The sequence below is a fragment of the Microbacterium sp. CFBP 8801 genome (assembly GCF_014839455.1).
GTDB lineage: Bacteria > Actinomycetota > Actinomycetes > Actinomycetales > Microbacteriaceae > Microbacterium.
The window spans coordinates 43,042-62,486 of record NZ_JACYNU010000009.1 but is presented as its reverse complement, the minus strand read 5'-3'; the positions used below and the strand labels follow the sequence as shown (position 1 = coordinate 62,486).

The following is a 19,445-nucleotide window of genomic DNA, read 5'->3' as shown; positions in this document are numbered from 1 at the left end:
GCGCCCGAGCGGGCGGTGGGCTCAGGCGAGCGACGCCGCGACGCGGCGCACTTCGCTCTTGCGACCGGCGCGCAGCGCCTCGATGGGGGCGACGCCGATGCTGTCCTCGGGCGTCAGCAGCCAGTCGATCGTCTCGTCCTCGTCGTACCCGGCGTCGTGCAGCACGATGATCGTGCCGCGCAGCGACGCGAGGGGACGACCGTCGACCAGGAAGACCTCGGGAACACGCAGCGCACCGTGCCGACGCGAGCCGACCAGGTAGTTCTCGTCGAGCAGACGACGCACCCGGCCGAGGGGCTCGTCCAGGATCTCCACCAGATCGGGGAGGGTCAGCCAGGCGGTCTCATAGGGGGAAGTGTCGGTCACGATGCCACTATCTCACCCTCCGCGCGGGCAGGAGTGCCAGCGCCGCCAGGCCCGGGCGGGTCACACGCGTCACACGAGCCCCACGCGTTGACATCTCTCACAGCCCGTGCGAGCGTCGAAGGAAGTCGGAAGAACGGACATCCCCCACCATGCAACGACTCCCCTCTCTCGCCGCGCCGGCCCCGGCCGCGTCGACGCCGCCCACCGCGAAGATCTCCACGGCAAAGCGGGTCGCCGCGATCTGGCCGGCCGCGGTGGCCGGTTCCATCGCCCTGGCCCTCACGGGCGAGCACGCCGCGCACGCGGCACCACCCGCCCCGCCCCTCGCGGCGCTGCCGCCGGCGCCCCGCGCGCTCGACGTTCCCGCCACGGCCGCGCTCGCGGCATCCGCCACCTACACCGTGCAGCCGGGCGACACCGTCTGGGGCATCGCCCGTGCCCACGGCCTCGACACCGCGGCGGTGCTCGCGGCCAACGGGCTCGACGCCTCCGCCGTCATCCGCCCCGGGCAGGTCCTCGCCCTCGTCGCCGCGATCGCGCCACCGGCGGCTCCCGCTGACGCCCCGACGCCCACCTACGAGGTGCGACCGGGAGACACCGTCTCGGCGATCGCCGCCGCCCACGGCGTCTCGATCGACGCCGTCCTCGCGGCCAACGACCTCACGCGTTCGTCGATCATCTACCCCGGCGAGGTGCTGCGGATCCCCTCCGGCTCCGCTCCGGCGGCTCCCGCCCCGGCGGCGCTCCCCCCGGCGACCGCTCCCGGACTCGACGCCGAGCAGTCCGAGAACGCGCGCCTCATCATCCGGATCGGGCGGGAGCTCGGCGTGTCGGATCACGGCATCCGGATCGCCCTCGGCACCGCGATGCAGGAGTCGTGGCTGCGCAACCTCGACGGGGGCGACCGCGACTCGCGCGGTCTCTTCCAGCAGCGGCCCAGCACGGGGTGGGGCTCGCCCGAGCAGATCCTCGACCCCGACCGGTCGACCCGGGCCTTCTACGGCGGATCCGCCGACCCCAACGGCTCCGACACGCGCGGACTGCTCGACATCGAGGGCTGGGAGCAGCTGTCGTACGCCGACGCGGCTCAGGCCGTGCAGATCTCGGCCTACCCCGATCGCTACGCGCAATGGGAGCAGCCCGCGACCACCTGGCTCGCCGTTCTCGGCTGAGGTGGCGGTGAGCCGTTGCCCGGGCTCCCAGGGGGCGCTCCGTAGACTCGACCCGTGAGCACGAGTCAGCAGGCCGACCCGCTGATCGGCCGTCTCGTCGACGGCCGGTACCGGGTCCGCGCGCGCATTGCGCGCGGCGGCATGGCGACCGTGTACGTCGCGACCGATCTGCGCCTCGAGCGCCGCGTCGCGCTGAAGGTCATGCACGGGCACCTCAGCGACGACACCGTGTTCCAGAGCCGGTTCATCCAGGAGGCCCGCTCGGCGGCGCGCCTGAGCGACCCGCACGTGGTGAACGTCTTCGACCAGGGCCAGGACGGCGAGATGGCCTACCTGGTCATGGAGTACCTGCCCGGCATCACGCTGCGCGAGCTTCTGCGCGAGCACAAGCGCCTCACGGTCGATCAGACCCTGACGATCATGGATGCCATCCTCTCGGGGCTGGCCGCCGCGCACCGCGCCGGCATCGTGCACCGCGACGTGAAGCCCGAGAACGTGCTGCTGGCCGAGGACGGCCGCATCAAGATCGGCGACTTCGGTCTCGCCCGAGCCACCACGGCGAACACCGCCAGCGGCGCCCAGCTGATGGGGACGATCGCCTACCTGGCTCCCGAGCTGGTCACGCGCGGCACCGCCGACGCCCGCAGTGACATCTACTCGCTCGGCATCATGCTGTACGAGATGCTCACCGGCGAGCAGCCCTACAAGGGCGAGCAGCCGATGCAGATCGCCTACCAGCACGCCACCGACTCCGTGCCCCGCCCGAGCGCGAAGAACCCCTCCGTCCCCGAGCAGCTCGACGAGCTCGTGCTGTGGTCGACCGAGCGCGAGCCCGACGACCGGCCGCTCGACGCCGCCGTGATGCTCGAGCGCCTGCGCGCCGTCGAGAAGGAGCTGGGCCTCGCCCCGCAGGTGGCCCGCGCCGTCTCGGTCGGCACGACGAGCCCGGCGACCGCGGCGGAGTCTCGAGAGCTCACCAAGGTGCTGCCCCAGACCGCGTCCCTGCCGTCGGCGCCCGCCGACGAGCCCGACAACGCCGCCCGGCTCCGCACGAAGACCCGCCGCCGCACCGCCCGCGGCATCTGGATGCTCATGCTCGTGCTGCTGCTCGCCACGGGCGCCGCCGGCACGGGCTGGTACTTCGGTTCCGGCCCCGGATCGCTCGTCGCCGTGCCCGACGTCTCGGGGCGCAGCTTCGCCGACGCCGAGGCGCTACTCGTGCAGGAGCACCTGCGCGGACAGGCGCAAGAGGTCACCGATCGTGAGATCCCGGCGGGAACGACCGTCGGAACCGACCCGGCCGCGGGAGAACGACTCGACAAAGACACGGTCGTCACCGTCTTCGTGTCGATCGGGCCCGCGACCCATCAGATTCCCGAACTGGCCGGCAAGAGCGCCGACGAGGTCACCGGCATCCTCCAGGCGGCCGTCGTGGGCGTCGGCGACCCGACGCGGGAGTTCGCGGATGCCGGCGACGGCACCGTGCTATCGGCGTCGGTCATCCCCCGCTCCGGCGCGAACGCGATCGACTGCACCTCGGGCTGCACGGTCTACGAAGGCGACGCGGCCTCACTGGTCGTCTCGCTCGGGCCGATCCCCGACGTCACCGGCCGCTCGCAGTCGCAGGCCGAGCGGGCGCTCAACGCCGTGGGACTCGAGACGTCGACGACCGAGGAGTACAGCAACTCCGTGGCATCCGGGAACATCATCGGCATCGGCGACCGCGACGGCGGCGGCAACTGGCGCCCCGGCGACACCGTTCCCCTGAGTGTCTCGATCGGGCCGCGCCCAGTGGAGATCCCCGGCAACATCGTGGGCATGACGATCCGCGACGCGGTGAACGCGCTCGAGAACCTCGGATTCCAGGTCAACGCGGGCATCGACGACGGCACACTGCCGCTCGGGTTCAAGTACTGGGACATCTACAAGGTGCGCGCGACGAACCCGAAGGCCGGCGGCACCGCGCCCCAGGGCTCGACGATCACCCTGACCCCGACGCTGTAGCGCGCGGGTCCGTGCGCTGATCGGCGCGCGCGGGCTGCGACACCACACGCACACGCACGACGCCCCCGACCACAGCGGATCGGGGGCGTCGAGGCGACAGAGACGCGGCTCAGCGCTTCTCGAGCTCCTCGGCGACGAGGAACGCCAGCTCGAGGCTCTGCCGGTGGTTCAGACGCGGGTCGCACAGGCTCTCGTAGCGGGTCGCGAGGGTGGCCTCGTCGATCATCTCGGAGCCGCCCAGGCACTCGGTGACGTCGTCGCCGGTCAACTCGACGTGGATGCCACCCGGGTGCGTGCCGACGGAGCGGTGCGCCTCGAAGAACCCGCGCACCTCGTCGACGACGTCGTCGAAGCGACGCGTCTTGTACCCGGTGGGCGTGGTGATGCCGTTTCCGTGCATCGGGTCGGTCACCCAAAGCGGTGTGGCGCCCGAATCGCGGACGGCCTCGAGCAGCGGCGGCAGGGCGTCGCGGATCTTGCCCGCGCCCATGCGCGTGATGAACGTCAGGCGACCGGGCTCGCGCTCGGGGTCGAGCTTGTCGATGAGGGCGAGCGCCGTCTCGGGCGTGGTCGAGGGGCCGAGCTTCACCCCGATGGGGTTGCGGATCTTCGAGAAGTAGTCGACGTGCGCGCCGTCGAGCTCGCGCGTGCGCTCACCGATCCACTGGAAGTGCGACGAGGTGTTGTACGGCATGCCCGTGCGCGAGTCGATTCGCGTCATGGGGCGCTCGTAGTCCATGAGCAGACCCTCGTGGCCGGTGTAGAACTCGACGCGCGTGAGCTCGTCGAAGTTGGCGCCGGCGGCCTCCATGAACTTGATCGCGCGGTCGATCTCGGTCGCCATGCTCTCGTAGGCCTGGTTGGCCGGGGTGCTGGCGAAGCCCTTGTTCCAGCTGTGCACCTCGCGCAGGTCGGCGAAGCCGCCCTGCGTGAACGCGCGGATGAGGTTCAGCGTCGAGGCGGCCGTGTGGTAGCCCTTGAGCAGCCGCGCCGGGTCGGCCTTGCGGGACTCCTCGGTGAAGTCGTACCCGTTGACGATGTCGCCGCGGTAGGCGGGCAGCGTCACGTCACCGCGCGTCTCGACGTCGCTCGAACGGGGCTTGGCGAACTGGCCCGCCATGCGGCCCATCTTCACCACCGGCATCGACGCCCCGTAGGTGAGCACGACGGCCATCTGCAGGACCGTCTTGATGCGGTTGCGGATCTGCTCGGCGGTCGCGCCGGCGAACGTCTCGGCGCAGTCACCGCCCTGCAGGAGGAACGCTTGACCGGCGGCGGCGCGCGCGAGGCGATCGCGCAGATTGTCGACCTCGCCGGCGAAGACCAGCGGCGGGAGGGTCGCCAGCTCTGCGGATGCCGCGTCGACCGCGGCCTCGTCATACCACCGGGGCTGCTGCTTGATGGGCAGGGTTCGCCAGTGGTCGAGGTCGTGGAGCTGCTGATTCACCCCTGAAGTCTAGTGGCGCGCCGCGGGCGCCTTCGCCGCCTGCGCGGTGGCCAGGCGGTCCTTCACGGTCGACGCGTACACGTCTTCGTACCGCTGTTCGCCGAGGCGCTGCAGCGCCACCATGATCTCGTCGGTGACCGACCGCAGCACGTAGCGATCGCCCTCCATGCCCTCGAAACGCGAGAAGTCGAGCGGCTCGCCGATGACGATGCCGACGCGTCCCACCCGCGGCAGGCGCTGACCGATGGGCATGACGGCGCCGGTGTCGACCATGACGACCGGGACGACGGGGACGCGCGCCTCGAGCGCCATGCGCGCGATGCCCGTGCGACCCCGGTACAGGGTGCCGTCGGGGCTGCGGGTGCCCTCGGGGTAGATGCCGAGCAGCTCGCCCCGGCCGAGCACGCCGAGACCGGTGTTGAGCGATGCCTCCGACGCCTTGCCGCCGGAGCGGTCGATGGGCAACTGGCCCGTGGCGGTGAAGAACAGGCGGGTGGCCCAGCCCTTCAGACCGCGCCCGGTGAAGTAGTCGCTCTTGGCGAGGAAGGCCATGCGCCGGTCGATCATCAGGGGCAGGAAGATCGAGTCCGAGAACGACAGGTGGTTGCTGGCGAGGATCGCCGCGCCCTCGACGGGGATGTTTCGCCGGCCCACCATCCACGGGCGGAAGATCGCCTTGATGATCGGTCCGATCACCACGTACTTCATGAGCCAGTAGAACATCGTCAGCGTTCCTTCCCGGCGAGGTCGGCGACCCCGATGAGACCGGCGTCGTTGCCCAAGCGTGCGATCGCGAACTCGGCGACCGGACGTTCACCGTATCCCGGCAGCGACGTCTCGTACGCGAGTTTCACCGGTTCCAGCAGGTCGGCGCCGAGCTGCGCGACTCCCCCGCCGATGACGAACACCTCGGGGTCGAGCACCGCCTGGAAGCCTCCGCAGGCCTCGCCGAGGGCCGTGGCCACCCGGCGCAGCGCCTCGACGGCACCCGGGTCGCCCGCGAGCACGAGTCGCGAGACGGCGGGACCGGGGATGGCCCCCTTCTCGTCGCGGACCGCCGCGAGAGCCGCGCCGATCCCGCCCTCGTCGGCGATGGCGTTCGCCTCGCGCTGCAGCGCGCGGCCCGAGGCGTACTGCTCGAGGCATCCGTTCTGCCCGCAGCCGCAGGGGTGTCCCCCGCGCACGAAGCGCAGGTGTCCGAGCTCGGCTCCGATGCCGTGTCCGCCGCGGAAGAGCTCGCCGTCGGTGACGACGGCGCCGCCCACTCCCGTGCCCATCGTCAGCATGACCATGTCGCGCACGCCCTGGCCCGCGCCGAAGCGGTACTCGCCCCAGCCCGCGGCGTTGGCGTCGTTCTCGATGGTGACGGGGGCGTCGAGGCGCTGCTCGAGGCGCGCGCGCAGCGGCTCGTCGCGCCAGTCGATGTTGGGCGCGTAGATCACGGTGCTGCGGTCGCGGCTGATGAAGCCCGCCGCCGCGACGCCGATGGCGTGCACCTCGTGGGCACGACGCAGGTGGTCGGCCATGTCGACCACGGCATCCACGAGGGCCGACGGGTCGATGGGGGTGTCGACGCGGAGCTTCTCGATGATCGTCCCGTCGGCGTCGACGACGCCGCCCGCGATCTTCGTGCCCCCGATGTCGATGCCGACGTTCTGCACCGCGTTCCCTTCCGGGCCCACCGCTCGGCCGGCCCGGAGCAGTCTAGCCACCCGGGACACCCGTGCGAGGAACGCACTTCACCCGGGGCAGGGAAAGACGTGCGGATAGACTCGACGAACCGCTCGACGTTCTTCCGGTGCCAAAGGAGTTACCGTGATCCAGTTCGACCTCTCCCCCCTCGTCGCCGCCGACCCGGACGCCAACACGTCCGACCTGCTGGCCGACCGCGTGCGGGCGACCCCCGACCGCGCGTTGTTCGCGGTGCCCGATGCCGACGGATGGCGCGACGTCACCGCCTCGGAGTTCGAACGGCAGGTGATCGCGCTCGCGAAGGGATTCGTCGCCGCGGGCATCCAGCCCGGCGAGAAGGTGGCGTTCATCGCGCGCACGACCTACGACTGGACGCTCGTCGATTTCGCGCTGTTCTACGCCGGCGCCGTGATGGTGCCGGTGTACGAGACGAGCTCCCCCGCGCAGATCTCGTGGATCCTCTCGGATTCGGGCGCCATCGCCGTCGTCCTGGAGTCGGCGGAGCACGCCGAACGCCTCGACGAGGTGCGCAGCGACGTGCCGCTCATCCGCGACGTGTGGCAGATGCACACGGGCGCGCTCGACACGCTCGTGGCCGGGGGCGGGCACATCACCGACGAAGAGATCGAGCGCCGCCGCCACCTGGCCAAGGCGTCGGATGTCGCGACCCTCATCTACACCTCGGGGTCGACGGGACGCCCGAAGGGCTGCGTGCTGGTGCACAGCAACTTCGTCGAACTCGCCCGCAACTCCGCCAAGGCGCTGCACGAGGTCGTCGAGACGCCCGGCGCCTCGACGCTGCTGTTCATCACGACGGCGCACGTCTTCGCCCGCTTCATCTCGCTGCTGAACGTGCACGCCGGTGTCAAGACCGGCCACCAGCCCGACACGAAGCAGCTGCTTCCCGCGCTCGGCTCGTTCCGGCCCTCGTTCCTGCTGGCCGTGCCGCGCGTGTTCGAGAAGGTCTACAACTCGGCCGAGCAGAAGGCCGAGGCCGGCGGCAAGGGCAAGATCTTCCGCGCGGCCGCCGCCGCGGCCATCGAGCACTCCGAGCGTCTGCAGGACGGCCGGTCCATCCCGCTGGGCCTCAGAATCAAGTTCGCACTGTTCGACAAGCTCGTGTACGCGAAGCTGCGGGATGCCATGGGCGGGCGGATCGTGTACGCGGTGTCGGGGTCGGCTCCGCTCGGCCCCCGGCTCGGTCACTTCTTCCGCAGCCTCGGCGTGGTCATCCTCGAGGGCTACGGCCTCACCGAGACCACGGCGCCGGCGACGGTCAACCTCGCCACGAAGTCGAAGATCGGCTCGGTCGGTCCGGTGCTGCCCGGCGTGGGCGTGCGTCTGGCCGACGACGGCGAGATCCAGGTGCGGGGCATCAACGTCTTCCGCGAGTACTGGCAGAACCCCGAGGCCACCGCCGAGGCGTTCGACGGCGAGTGGTTCAAGACGGGTGACATCGGCGCCTTCGACAGCGACGGCTTCCTTTCGATCACCGGTCGCAAGAAAGAGATCATCGTCACCGCCGGCGGCAAGAACGTCGCCCCCGCGGCTCTCGAAGACCCCATCCGCGCGAACCCGATCGTCGGCCAGGTCGTCGTCGTCGGAGACCACAAGCCGTTCATCTCGGCCCTCGTGACCCTGGACTCCGAGATGCTCCCCACGTGGCTCGCCAACAACGGCCTGCCCTCCGACATGACGCTCACCGCCGCCGCGGCGAACGAGAAGGTGCGCGCCGAGGTGCAGGGCGCCATCGACCGGGCCAACGCGCGGGTGTCCCGCGCGGAGTCGATCCGCAAGTTCACCATCCTGCCCACGGAGTGGACCGAGGCCAGCGGCCACCTCACGCCGAAGATGAGCATCAAGCGCAACGTCATCGTGGCCGACTTCGCCGACGACATCGAGGACATCTACGCGGTGCCGGTCAACACCACGAACGTCTCGCTGCCCTGACGGGCGCGACGCGAACGGCCCGGTCCCCCGCGTGGGGGCCGGGCCGTTCTCCGTCGACGGCGCATGACCTCCGCGACGCGCGCGACCTCAGTCCCTCCGCAGCGGATCGGATTCACCCCGCGCGCAGCGCAGACGATGCGCCCGACCGGATGCGACGGCGTGCGGGTCAGAACCAGTCGCTCTCGCGCACCTGGCGCATGGCCTCGCGGCGCGTGTCGGCGGGAAGACGCGACAGGTACAGCATGCCGTCGAGGTGGTCGGTCTCGTGCTGCAGCGCCTGGGCGAGCAAGCCCTCACCCTCGAGCACGACCGGTTCGCCGTCGAGGTCGATGCCCTCGACCCGCGCCCAGGGGAATCGCTGCGCGTCGTGCCAGAGGCCCGGAACCGAGAGGCAGCCCTCTCCCACCGGCTGCGGCTCGCCACGGGTCTCGACCAGCACGGGGTTCAGCACGTAGCCGATGTCACCGTCGATGTTGTAGCTGAAGGCGCGCAGGTTCACCCCGATCTGGGGGGCCGCGACTCCGGCCCGGCCGGGGAGCGCGACCGTGTCGAGCAGATCCCGCACGAGCGAGCGGATGCCGTCGTCGATCGTCTCGATGGGCGCGCTGACGGCGCGGAGCACGGGGTCGCCGAACAGCCGGATCGCACGGACGGTCATGCCGCGGCCACCGGAGCGCGAAGCCCTTCGACCACGGCCGCCGCGAGCTCGCGGGCCGCCTGGCGGGTAGCCGGCTGCAGCTCGCGGAACGTGATCGCGCTGCCCGCGGCGATGCGCGCGTCGTACGGCATGCGGATGACGGTGCGCACGCGCGAGCGGAAGTGCGCCTCGAGCTCGCTCTCGCGCACGAGCGGTGCACCGGGCCGCGAGTTGTTGAGCACGACGACGGCATCGCGCACCTGCGTCGTGTACCCGTTCGTCTCGAGCCACGTCAGCGTCTCCGACGCCAGGCGGGCCTCGTCGACCGAGAGGCCGGCGACGATGACGAGCGTGTCCGCGAGCTCGAGGGTGGCCCCCATCACCGAGTGGACGATGCCCGTGCCGGTGTCGGTCAGCACGATCGAATAGTAGTGCGCGGCGACGTCGGCGACCTGACGGTAGTCGTCGTCGCTGAAGGCCTCCGACACCCGCGGGTCGGTATCGGATGCCAGCACGTCCAGGCGCGTGGCATCCCGGGCCACGATCGAGGAGACGTCGTTGTATCCCGACATCTCGTCGTGCGCGCGGACGAGGTCGCGCACGGTGCGGCCGTTGGCGCTCCCGACACGATCGGCGAGGGTTCCGCGGTCGGGGTTGGCGTCGACCGCGATGATGCGGTCCTCGCGGGCGTCGGCCAGGGCCATACCCAGCAGCGACGTCACGGTCGTCTTGCCGACGCCGCCCTTGCGCGAGAGCACCGGCACGAATCGCGCACCGCCGACGAGCGGGGCCGAGATGCGGCGGTCGAGCTCTTTGCGCTGGCGCGCACGACGGCCGTCGCCGAGGTTGATGCGGTGACCCGACACCGAGTACACCAGCTGACGCCACAGGCCCTCGGGCTCGGGGCGGGCGATCTGCCGCGGATCGAGCAGCCGGTCGGCGGTGAGCAGGTCGGCGCTCTCACGCGTGTCCCCCACCTGGCCGAGACGCTTGCTCGTGAGCGACACCTCGGGCTCGGGCGTCTTGACGCGTTCGAGCGCGTGGGCGCGCCCGACGCGCGCGGCCTCGTCGGCCTGCTGGGCGCTGCGGCGGGTGAGCGGCACCGTTCCGATCACGCCGGTCGCCGCGCGCTCGGCGCGGGTGGTCGGGACCGTCCCGGTGGCCGGGGCGGTGGCCTTCCGCGGTGCGACCTCGGCCTGTGCGACCTCGTCCGCGTGGGACGCGGGCTCGGGGGTCACTGTGGTCGACGCGGTGGTCGACGCCTTCGGCTCGATCGGGGTGGCGCCGGTGGCGGACGGGGCACCGGTGGATGCCGCGGCCGCCGCGACGTCATCGGTGGGGGTCTCCATCACGATCGACGTCGAAGACGTTTCGAACTCGCGGACGACCGGGCGCGCGTCGAGCTGCTCGGCGTCGGGCACATCGGCCTGTTCCGCGGACGTGCTGGCGGAAGCCTCTGCGGCGGTGTCACCTGCCTCGACGGGAAGGTCGGTGTCGACGGCCGCGGCGATGTCCGCGTGCGCGTCGGTGCCGGTGTCGGTGTCGGTGTGCGCGTCGTCTTCGCCGGGCGCCTCGGCCTCGGCACGGGGTCCGCCCGCCGCGGGGGCGGGAACCCACGGAGCACGCGTGAGCGACGTCGAGGCGTCGACGTCGGAAACGACGGCGGCCTCACGCGCGCTCTCGTCGTCGGCGCGCAGCCCGACGGCCTCGGCCGCGGTGTCGGAACCTGCGGACTCGGTGACGTCGTCATCGATCTCGGTGCGCGCGACGTCGGTCGACTCGGCCTCCCGCTGCGCATCGCCCTCGGGATCGGCGGGCGCGGCCAGCGCCGGATCGGCGGTCAGCTCGGTCTGCTCGACGTCTCCGTCCGCGGCATCCGCGGCGAACAGTTCGGCGTCGTCGACGATCTCGACGTCGTGGAGGTCGTCGAGGGCGGCGGAGCTCTCGTTCACGCCGCTCTCCTCGTCGTCGGCCGACGACGTCACTCCGTCGAACGCGTGAGCTTCCGCGCCGTGCGTGTCCGGGGCGTGAGCGTCGTCGTCGTGGTCCGCAGCGTCGTCCTGCGGGTCGACGGCGGGCGCATCGCCGCCGTGCGCATCGCCGCGGTGCGTATCGCCGCGGTCGGTCTCGACGACGTCGCTCTCGACGACGTCGTCCTCCGAGTCCTGACCGCCGACGTCGTGGCCGTGCTCCGCCTCGCCGCGGTCTACGTCCGTGCTCTCGGGCTCCGAGGTCTCGTCGACCTCCGACTCGGCGGCATGAGACTCGTGCGCGTGCGACGGCGCGGAATCCTCCCGCGCGTCGGTGGCGCCGGCATCCCCCTCGTCGTCCGCCGTCGCGTGAGCGACGGCCACGTCGACCCACGTATCGCCCACCGACGCATGACCGGTCTGGTCGTCGTCGTGCACGATCTCGGCGTCGTGGATGTCGTGATCGCCGTCTTCGGCGTCGCCGACAGAGGCCTCGTCATGGTGCGGTTCGAGGATGATGTCGCCGGTCGGCAGCTGCTCGACGTGCGGCTCGTGGACGATCTCGGTGGAACGCTCGAGGGGAGAATCGCGGAACTCGGGCGCCTCGAGGGGGCGCAGGTCGGCGTCGTCGATCACGACCTCGTCCTCGATGACGTCGTCGTCGAGGTCGTCGTCGTCGGACACGGTCGGCAGGTCGACGTTGACCTGGGCGATGTGTCCTCCGAGGATCGTGATGCTGGCGGTGTCGAGGTTCCCGCTCTCGTCGAGGACGCCGTGTTCTGCGTTCTCGTCGGGGTTCGCGTCGGTGCGGTCGGGGGTCACTGCAGTCTCCAAACGGGAAGAGGGCGCGAAAGCGCCCCCTCCCAGGTTACTGCGCGTGGCGGATTACCAGCAAAAGGTCTCCCGCTTCCACCTGCTGTGTGGTAGCGATGGCGACACGTTCGACGACACCGTCGACGGACGCCGCGATCGCGGCCTCCATCTTCATCGCCTCGATCGATGCGACGGCCTGACCCGCGGTGACCTGGTCGCCGACCGCGGCCTTGATGGTGACCACGCCCGAGAAGGGAGCCGCGACCTGCCCCGGCGTGGACGTGTCGGCCTTCTCGGCCTGACGCGCCTCGACGTTGACGGAGCGATCACGCACGAACACGGGGCGCAGCTGCCCGTTGAGCGTGGTCATGACGGTGCGCATGCCCTTGTCGTCGGCGTCGCCCACGGCCTCGAGGCCCACGAACAGCTGCACGCCGCGCTCGATCTCGACGGTGTGCTCCCCGCCCGCGCGGAGTCCGTACAGGTAGTCGGCCGTGTCGAGCACGCTGAGATCGCCGTACGACGCGCGCATCTCCTCGAAGATGCGCGTGGGCCCGGGGAACAGCAGATGGTTGAGGCGCGCGCGGCGCTCGGCCGGGGCTCCCGCGAGGGCGGCCGTGTCGTCGTCGGAGAGGGGCGTGACGCCGATCTTCACGTCGCGACCGGCGAGCACCTTCGATCGGAACGGCTCCGGCCACCCACCGGGCAGGTCGCCGAGCTCGCCCGCCATGAACGACACGACCGAATCGGGGACGTCGTACTTGTCGGGGTTCTGCTCGAAGTCGGCGGGGTCCGCCTTGACCGCGGCGAGGTGCAGGGCGAGATCGCCCACCACCTTCGACGACGGGGTGACCTTGGGAACGCGCCCCAGGATGCGATCGGCGGCGGCGTACATGTCCTCGATGAGCTCGAAGTCGTCGGACAGGCCCAGCGCGATGGCCTGCTGACGCAGGTTCGACAGCTGGCCACCCGGGATCTCGTGACGGTACACGCGGCCGGTGGGGCCCGAGAGGCCCGACTCGAACGGACGGTACAGGTGGCGCACGGCCTCCCAGTACGGCTCCAGGTCGCTCACGGCCTCGAGATCCAGCCCGGTGTCGCGCTCGGTGTGCGCGAGGGCGGCGACCAGGGCCGACAACGACGGCTGGCTCGTGGTGCCCGCCATGGGAGCGGCGGCCGCGTCCACGGCATCCGCCCCCGCCGCCGAGGCGGCCAGCAGGGTGGCGAGCTGTCCCCCGGCGGTGTCGTGGGTGTGCACGTGCACGGGCAGGTCGAACCTCTCGCGCAGCGCCGTGACCAGGCGCGACGCCGCGGCCGGGCGCAGCAGACCCGCCATGTCTTTGATGGCGAGGATGTGCGCGCCCGCGTCGACGATCTGTTCGGCGAGCGCCAGGTAGTAGTCGAGCGTGTACAGGGTCTCGGCCGGGTCGAGAAGGTCGCCGGTGTAGCAGATGGCCACCTCGGCCACCGCGGTTCCGGTCGCGAGCACCGCGTCGATCGCCGGGCGCATCTGCGAGACGTCGTTGAGGGCGTCGAAGATGCGGAAGATGTCGACACCGGATGCCGCTGCCTCGGCGACGAATGCGTGGGTGACCTCGGTGGGGTACGGGGTGTACCCGACGGTGTTCCGCCCGCGCAGGAGCATCTGGATCGCGACGTTCGGGAGCGCGGCGCGGAGGGCGTCGAGGCGCTCCCACGGGTCTTCGCCGAGGAAGCGCAGGGCGACGTCGTACGTCGCGCCGCCCCAGGCCTCGACCGACAGCAGGCCGGGCGTCATGCGCGCGACGTACGGCGCGACGCGGGCGAGGTCACGGGTGCGCACGCGGGTGGCGAGCAGAGACTGGTGGGCGTCGCGGAACGTCGTCTCGGTGACCGCGAGAGCCGTCTGCTCCCGCAGCGCTCGGGCAAAGCCGACGGGCCCGAGCTCCTGCAGGCGCTGGCGCGAGCCCGCGGGCGCGGGCTCCACGAGGTCGAGCGCGGGGAGCTTGGCACCCGGGTCGATCGACAGCGGGTTCTCGCCGTTCGGTCGGTTCACCGTGGTGTCGACGAGCCACGACAGCACCTTGGTACCGCGGTCCTTCGACTCGCGGCCCGCCAGCAGCTCGGGGCGCTCATCGATGAACGAGGTGCTGAGGTCGCCCGCCACGAAGGCGGGATCGTCGAGCACCGCCCGCAGGAACGAGATGTTCGTCGACACCCCGCGGATGCGGAACTCCGCCAGGGCACGGCGGGCGCGGGCGACGGCTGCCGGGAAGTCGCGGCCGCGGCAGCTGAGCTTCGACAGCATCGAGTCGAAGTGCGGGCTCACCTGCGAGCCCGCGGCGGTCGTGCCGCCGTCGAGACGGATGCCGGCGCCGCCCGGCGAACGGTACGTGGTGATCTTGCCGGTGTCGGGGCGGAAGCCCTGCGTGGGGTCCTCGGTGGTGATGCGGCACTGCAGGGCGGCACCGCGCAGGTGCACCTCGTCCTGCGTGAGGTGCAGGTCGGCGAGAGTCTCGCCGGCAGCGATGCGCATCTGCGACTGCACGAGGTCGACGTCGGTGACCTCCTCGGTCACGGTGTGCTCGACCTGGATGCGGGGGTTCATCTCGATGAAGACGACCTCGCCGGTGCGCGGCCCCGCGGTCTCGAGCAGGAACTCGACGGTTCCGGCGTTCTGGTAGCCGATCGACCGGGCGAACGCGACCCCGTAGCGGTGCAGGTCCTGTCGCACCGTCTCGTCGAGGTTGGGCGCGGGGGCGATCTCGATGACCTTCTGGTGCCGGCGCTGCACCGAGCAGTCGCGCTCGAACAGGTGGATGGTCTCGCCCGTGGCATCCGCGAGGATCTGCACCTCGATATGGCGGGGACGCTGCACGGCCTGTTCGAGGAACATGCGCGCGTCGCCGAAGGCGCTCTGCGCTTCGCGCATCGCCTCGGCCAGAGCCGGGGCGAGTTCGCCGAGTGCCTCGACGCGACGCATGCCGCGCCCGCCGCCGCCGGCCACGGCCTTGGCGAAGAGCGGGAAGCCGATGTCGTCGGCCTGCGCGACCAGGGCGTCGATGTCGTCGGAGGCCGCGGTGGAGCGCAGCACCGGAACGCCGGCGGCGACCGCGTGCTCTTTGGCGGTGACCTTGTTGCCCGCCATCGACAGCACCTCGGCGGGCGGGCCGATGAAGGTGATGCCGTGGGCGGCGGCCTTCTCGGCGAGCTCGGGGTTCTCGGAGAGGAACCCGTAGCCCGGGTAGATGGCATCCGCCCCGCATTCGCGTGCGACGCGGATGATCTCGTCGACGTCGAGGTACGCGCGCACCGGGTGGCCGCGCTCGCCGATCTGGTAGGCCTCGTCGGCCTTCAGGCGGTGCAGCGACGCACGGTCCTCGTAGGGGTAGACCGCGACCGTGCGCGCGCCGACCTCGTAGGCGGCTCGGAACGCGCGGATGGCGATCTCTCCCCGATTGGCGACCAGAATCTTCGAGAACATGCGCACCTCACGTCAAGCTGGCGGAGCTGAATGTGCTCACAGCCTAGGGGACGGTAACGTGGACTCTCGTGCACGTACTCTCCGTCAGCTCTTTGAAAGGCGGGGTCGGCAAGACGACCGTGACGCTCGGGCTGGCATCCGCTGCCTTCGCACGTGGCGTTCGCACTCTCGTCGTCGACCTCGACCCCCAGTCCGATGTGTCGACCGGTATGGACATCCAGGTCGCCGGCCGTCTCAACATCGCCGATGTCCTCGCGAACCCGAAAGAGAAGGTCGTCCGTCAGGCGATCACCTCGAGCGGCTGGGCGAAGGTCCACCCCGGCACGATCGATGTGCTCATCGGCAGCCCCTCGGCCATCAACTTCGACGGTCCGCACCCGAGCGTCCGCGATGTGTGGAAGCTCGAAGAGGCGCTCGCGACGATCGAGGCCGACTACGACCTCGTGCTCATCGACTGCGCCCCGTCGCTGAACGCCCTCACGCGCACCGCGTGGGCGGCGAGCGACCGCGTCGTCGTGGTGACCGAGCCGGGCCTGTTCTCGGTGGCCGCCGCCGACCGCGCGCTCCGCGCGATCGAGGAGATCCGCCGCGGTCTCTCGCCGCGACTGCAGCCCCTCGGCGTCGTGGTGAACCGCGTGCGCCCGCAGTCGATCGAGCACCAGTTCCGCATCAAGGAGCTCCGCGACATGTTCGGCCCCCTCGTGCTCAACCCGCAGCTGCCCGAGCGCACGTCGCTGCAGCAGGCGCAGGGTGCGGCCAAGCCGCTGCACGTCTGGCCCGGCGACAGCGCGCAGGAACTCGCCGCCGACTTCGATGCCCTGCTCGACCGGATCGTGCGCACCGGCCGCATCCCCGTCGAGAACGAGGCCCCGCAGGCCTGACCGACGCCGCTTTTCCGACGAGACGCCGTCCCGCTGCTCCGCAGCCGGGCGGCGTCTCTCGTCTCGCTCCCCCTGGTCACCCCCGCGTGAGTCGCCGAGCATTGTCGCCTCGGGTCGGGGCGAAGCGACAGAACGTGGCCCCTCGGGCGCGGGACAAGCGAAACCGGGATGCCGTGGCATCCGGGGGGGCGGAGAGGTGCGGGGTGCGGTCAGGCGGTGCGGGCGGCACGACGGGCCGCCAGCTCGTCGACGGAGTCGGACGTGGCCGACTCGAAGTCGACCAGCGTCGACTCGACCTCGCGCAGCACCTTGCCGACCGCGATGCCGAAGACGCCCTGACCCCGGCTGACCAGGTCGATGACCTCGTCGTTCGAGGTGCACAGGTAGACCGAGGCCCCGTCGCTCATCAGCGTGGTGCCGGCGAGGTCGCGGATCCCCGCGGCGCGGAGCTGATCGACGGCGGTGCGGATCTGCTGCAGCGAGATGCCGGTGTCGAGCAGACGCTTGACGAGCTTGAGCACGAGGATGTCGCGGAAGCCGTACAGACGCTGCGAACCCGAGCCGCTCGCCCCGCGGACGGTCGGAACGACGAGTTCGGTGCGGGCCCAGTAGTCGAGCTGACGGTACGTGATGCCGGCGGCACGGGCGGCGACGGCGCCGCGATAACCGGTGTCGTCGTCCATCTCGGGCAGACCGTCGGTGAAGAGGAGATCTGAAGCGAACCGGGGTTCACCGAGTGCGTCGCCAGCGTTCATGCTCGCGTTCCTCCTCATCGGTTCGTTCCTTCCACGCTAGATCAGCGAGGGTCCCCCGGCAATGACATCCGCGTCGGGGGCTGCGGCGTGTCGCAATCAGGACAGGATCCGCTCGAGCGCTTCGCGCACGAACATCCCCCGCACCTCGTCGAGACGGGTGGCGAGCTCGGGCGCGAGCTCGCTCGCACGGGCTCGGGATGCCGCGTCGGGACGCCGCAGCAGGGCCGACATCGCCGACTCGACGAGTGCAACCTCGCGCTCCGCGCTCTGTCGCAGCGCCCGCACGTGGCGGGGCTCGATCCCGTGACGGTCGAGGGCGACCAGGGCGCGCAGAAGCGCGACGGTCTGCTCCGGGTAGGTCTCGGCCGCCGTGATCACGCCGGTGCTCACGGCGTCGTTCAGCAGCTGGGGGCCGGCACCCGCGGTGCTCAGCAGCTCGTCGCGCCGGTAGCGGCGCGGGGCGGCGGTCATCGACGGGATCGACGTCGGCGGGGCGGGGTTACGGCCCGCGTCGAGCTCGGCCAGGTAGTCGCGGATGACGACGAGCGGCAGGTAGTGGTCGCGCTGCAGCGTGAGCGCCATGCGCAGACGCTCGAGGTCGGCCGGCGAGAACTTTCGGTAGCCCGACTCGGTGCGCGTGGGCGAGACGATTCCCTGCACCTCGAGGAAGCGCAGCTTGCTGGAGGTGAGGGCCGGGAAATCGGGGGTCAGACGCGCGAGCACCTGACCGATGCTGAGCAGCCCCGCAGCCGTCTGACGACCACGGGAGGGGGCTGCCGCCATCAGTGCTCTGCCGCGGGCAGGTCGACCGGCGAACCGAAGAAGTTCAGCCGGAACTTGCCGATGCGCACCTCGGCGCCGTTGACGAGGGCGGAGCGGTCGACGCGTTCGCCGTTGACGTAGCTCCCGTTGAGCGAGCGCTGGTCGACGATCTCGAACGCCGTGCCCGTGCGGATGATCTCGGCGTGGCGACGCGAGACGGTCACGTCGTCGAAGAAGAGGTCGGCCTCGGGGTGGCGTCCGACCGTGGTGACGTCGGTGTCGAGCAGATACCGGGCGCCGGTGGTCGGGCCGGAGCGCACGATCAGAAGGGCGGCTCCTCCGGGAAGCGCGTCGATGGCTTCGAGCTCGGCCTCGGTGAGGTCGGCGCCGAAGGGGACGAAGGACAGGTCGGCGTCGTGGCCGAAGGTCTCGGTCGTGTCGTGCGAACGCTCGGACGCGACGGCGTCAGCCGCGCGCCGAATGTCGTCGCGATCGAATCGGCGGGTCTCGTCCACGGCTTCTCCTTCTCGTTCACCATAACCCGACCGGTTCGCCTGGGGAGGGGGAACCGGCCTCGCGCGGGCCGTGATGATGCGTGATGTGTCTTCGTTCGTCGACGCCGGGCAACGCGTTTCGGGTCGCGGAAGGCCAGGCGGGGACACTCGAACCTACCGACCCGGAGACGGCCCTGTCGAGTCCGCGCCCGCGCGGCGTCATCGTTGTCATGCCGCGCCCCGGGTGCGGCGGGCCCGCGGGACGGACACCGCCCCGCTCCGGGTCACCCGCGCGCACTCCTTCTCTCACCCGACGCGGGCGCGTCACGGACGCTCCCAGGCCCGTGTCGGGAGGCCTCGTTAGGGTCGGAGAGTGACTTCCCCCGTGGCGCCGCGTCGGCGCACCCTCCCCGCCCTCCTCGCGACCGCCCTGCTGGCCGCCGCCGCTCTGCTCGTGCCGGCGCTCCCCGCCGCAGCGCACGACGAGCTGGTCTCGACCGACCCGTCGGTCGATGCCGTGCTCGAGACGTTGCCCGCCGAGATCACCTTCACCTACAGCGCCGATGTGCTGACCGACCCCGGAGCCACCGTCGTGCAGGTCACCGACGCGTCAGGTGCGTCGCTGACCTCCGGCGCGCCGGTCGTCGACGGCAGCACCGTCGTGCAGCCGCTGGCCGGACCCGCATCGGGCGCCGTCTCGGTGCTCTGGCGCGTGGTGTCGAGCGACGGTCACCCCATCGACGGGTCGTTCTCGTTCACCGTGCCCGCGGCCGCCCCCACCCCGACCGCGACGGCCACGCCCACTTCCTCTCCCGCGCCCTCGGCGAGCCAGACCCCGGCCGAGAGCGCCGCTCCCACGTCGACTCCGGATGCCACCGCCGTCCCGGCGGACAGCGCGTCGGAGGCCTCTCCCCTGCCGTGGATCCTGCTGGTGGTCGCGCTCGTGCTGGTCGCCGCGGTGATCGTCGTCGTCGTCGTGTCGCGCGGCCGTCGTCGTGCGTCCGGTGGCGGGTCGACCGGCACCCCCGCGCGATAGGAT

General features: G+C 71.3%; 15 protein-coding genes. 5 read left to right on the top strand and 10 right to left on the bottom strand.

The window, feature by feature from the left end; genetic code table 11:
* Nucleotides 1-21: 21 nt before the first annotated feature.
* Nucleotides 22-366, bottom strand: coding sequence for an Rv2175c family DNA-binding protein (locus IFR11_RS11675; protein WP_055835502.1), 345 nt, complete (start codon nucleotides 364-366; stop codon nucleotides 22-24).
* Between the two features lie 149 nt (nucleotides 367-515).
* Here IFR11_RS11675 and IFR11_RS11670 point away from each other — a divergent pair, with 149 nt between their 5' ends.
* Together IFR11_RS11670 and pknB are read left to right on the top strand one after the other, a co-directional pair.
* Nucleotides 516-1,538 carry a lytic transglycosylase gene (locus tag IFR11_RS11670; RefSeq protein WP_191916270.1) on the top strand — a complete coding sequence of 341 codons (1,023 nt, stop codon included), beginning with the start codon at nucleotides 516-518 and terminating at the stop codon, nucleotides 1,536-1,538.
* A 54-nt stretch (nucleotides 1,539-1,592) separates the two neighbouring features.
* Nucleotides 1,593-3,542 (top strand): Stk1 family PASTA domain-containing Ser/Thr kinase, encoded by a 1,950-nt coding sequence (gene pknB, locus IFR11_RS11665; RefSeq protein WP_191916269.1) that lies wholly within the window; start codon nucleotides 1,593-1,595, stop codon nucleotides 3,540-3,542.
* Between the two features lie 109 nt (nucleotides 3,543-3,651).
* Here pknB and IFR11_RS11660 read toward each other — a convergent pair whose 3' ends face one another.
* The 3 genes from IFR11_RS11660 to IFR11_RS11650 are packed head-to-tail and all read right to left on the bottom strand — an operon-like array spanning nucleotide 3,652 to nucleotide 6,650.
* Complete coding sequence (locus tag IFR11_RS11660; protein ID WP_191916268.1) at nucleotides 3,652-4,989, bottom strand: class II 3-deoxy-7-phosphoheptulonate synthase; 1,338 nt, start codon at nucleotides 4,987-4,989, stop codon at nucleotides 3,652-3,654.
* A 9-nt stretch (nucleotides 4,990-4,998) separates the two neighbouring features.
* Nucleotides 4,999-5,712, bottom strand: a complete 714-nt coding sequence (locus tag IFR11_RS11655; protein ID WP_070408134.1) for a lysophospholipid acyltransferase family protein — start codon at nucleotides 5,710-5,712, stop codon at nucleotides 4,999-5,001.
* A gap of 2 nt (nucleotides 5,713-5,714) precedes the next feature.
* Nucleotides 5,715-6,650 carry an ROK family glucokinase gene (locus tag IFR11_RS11650; protein WP_055835486.1) on the bottom strand — a complete coding sequence of 312 codons (936 nt, stop codon included), beginning with the start codon at nucleotides 6,648-6,650 and terminating at the stop codon, nucleotides 5,715-5,717.
* A 154-nt stretch (nucleotides 6,651-6,804) separates the two neighbouring features.
* Here IFR11_RS11650 and IFR11_RS11645 point away from each other — a divergent pair, with 154 nt between their 5' ends.
* On the top strand, nucleotides 6,805-8,631 hold the full coding sequence (locus IFR11_RS11645; RefSeq protein WP_191916267.1) for an AMP-binding protein: 1,827 nt from the start codon (nucleotides 6,805-6,807) through the stop codon (nucleotides 8,629-8,631).
* A 166-nt stretch (nucleotides 8,632-8,797) separates the two neighbouring features.
* Here IFR11_RS11645 and def read toward each other — a convergent pair whose 3' ends face one another.
* The 3 genes from def to IFR11_RS11630 are packed head-to-tail and all read right to left on the bottom strand — an operon-like array spanning nucleotide 8,798 to nucleotide 15,514.
* The gene (gene def / locus IFR11_RS11640; RefSeq protein ID WP_055835481.1) at nucleotides 8,798-9,289 is read right to left on the bottom strand and encodes a peptide deformylase; all 492 of its coding nucleotides are present in this window, start codon (nucleotides 9,287-9,289) and stop codon (nucleotides 8,798-8,800) included.
* Nucleotides 9,286-12,060 (bottom strand): MinD/ParA family protein, encoded by a 2,775-nt coding sequence (locus tag IFR11_RS16800; RefSeq protein WP_342030294.1) that lies wholly within the window; start codon nucleotides 12,058-12,060, stop codon nucleotides 9,286-9,288. The genes def and IFR11_RS16800 overlap by 4 nt, the downstream gene beginning before the upstream one ends.
* A gap of 46 nt (nucleotides 12,061-12,106) precedes the next feature.
* Entirely contained in the window at nucleotides 12,107-15,514 is a 3,408-nt protein-coding gene (locus tag IFR11_RS11630; protein ID WP_191916266.1) for a pyruvate carboxylase, read from the bottom strand.
* 68 nt (nucleotides 15,515-15,582) lie between these two features.
* Here IFR11_RS11630 and IFR11_RS11625 point away from each other — a divergent pair, with 68 nt between their 5' ends.
* Entirely contained in the window at nucleotides 15,583-16,395 is an 813-nt protein-coding gene (locus IFR11_RS11625; protein WP_055835478.1) for a ParA family protein, read from the top strand.
* 209 nt (nucleotides 16,396-16,604) lie between these two features.
* Here the strand turns inward: IFR11_RS11625 and IFR11_RS11620 are convergent, their stop codons facing one another.
* From IFR11_RS11620 to IFR11_RS11610, 3 genes are all read right to left on the bottom strand, one after another.
* Nucleotides 16,605-17,150 (bottom strand): MerR family transcriptional regulator, encoded by a 546-nt coding sequence (locus tag IFR11_RS11620; RefSeq protein ID WP_055835475.1) that lies wholly within the window; start codon nucleotides 17,148-17,150, stop codon nucleotides 16,605-16,607.
* A gap of 96 nt (nucleotides 17,151-17,246) precedes the next feature.
* On the bottom strand, nucleotides 17,247-17,933 hold the full coding sequence (gene ftsR, locus IFR11_RS11615) for a transcriptional regulator FtsR (protein WP_055835472.1): 687 nt from the start codon (nucleotides 17,931-17,933) through the stop codon (nucleotides 17,247-17,249).
* Entirely contained in the window at nucleotides 17,933-18,427 is a 495-nt protein-coding gene (locus IFR11_RS11610) for an FHA domain-containing protein (protein WP_055835469.1), read from the bottom strand. The genes ftsR and IFR11_RS11610 overlap by 1 nt, the downstream gene beginning before the upstream one ends.
* A gap of 352 nt (nucleotides 18,428-18,779) precedes the next feature.
* Between IFR11_RS11610 and IFR11_RS11605 the strand changes: the two genes are divergently transcribed.
* Complete coding sequence (locus IFR11_RS11605; RefSeq protein ID WP_191916265.1) at nucleotides 18,780-19,442, top strand: copper resistance protein CopC; 663 nt, start codon at nucleotides 18,780-18,782, stop codon at nucleotides 19,440-19,442.
* The last annotated feature ends 3 nt before the right edge of the window (nucleotides 19,443-19,445 follow it).

Bases quoted from the DNA above. Each gene is read 5' to 3' on its own strand.
- IFR11_RS11630 (WP_191916266.1), bottom strand. From the start codon at position 15,514: ATGTTCTCGAAGATTCTGGTCGCCAATCGGGGAGAGATCGCCATCCGC.
- def (WP_055835481.1), bottom strand. From the start codon at position 9,289: ATGACCGTCCGTGCGATCCGGCTGTTCGGCGACCCCGTGCTCCGCGCC.
- ftsR (WP_055835472.1), bottom strand. From the start codon at position 17,933: ATGGCGGCAGCCCCCTCCCGTGGTCGTCAGACGGCTGCGGGGCTGCTC.
- IFR11_RS11620 (WP_055835475.1), bottom strand. From the start codon at position 17,150: ATGAACGCTGGCGACGCACTCGGTGAACCCCGGTTCGCTTCAGATCTC.
- IFR11_RS11670 (WP_191916270.1), top strand. From the start codon at position 516: ATGCAACGACTCCCCTCTCTCGCCGCGCCGGCCCCGGCCGCGTCGACG.
- IFR11_RS11655 (WP_070408134.1), bottom strand. From the start codon at position 5,712: ATGTTCTACTGGCTCATGAAGTACGTGGTGATCGGACCGATCATCAAG.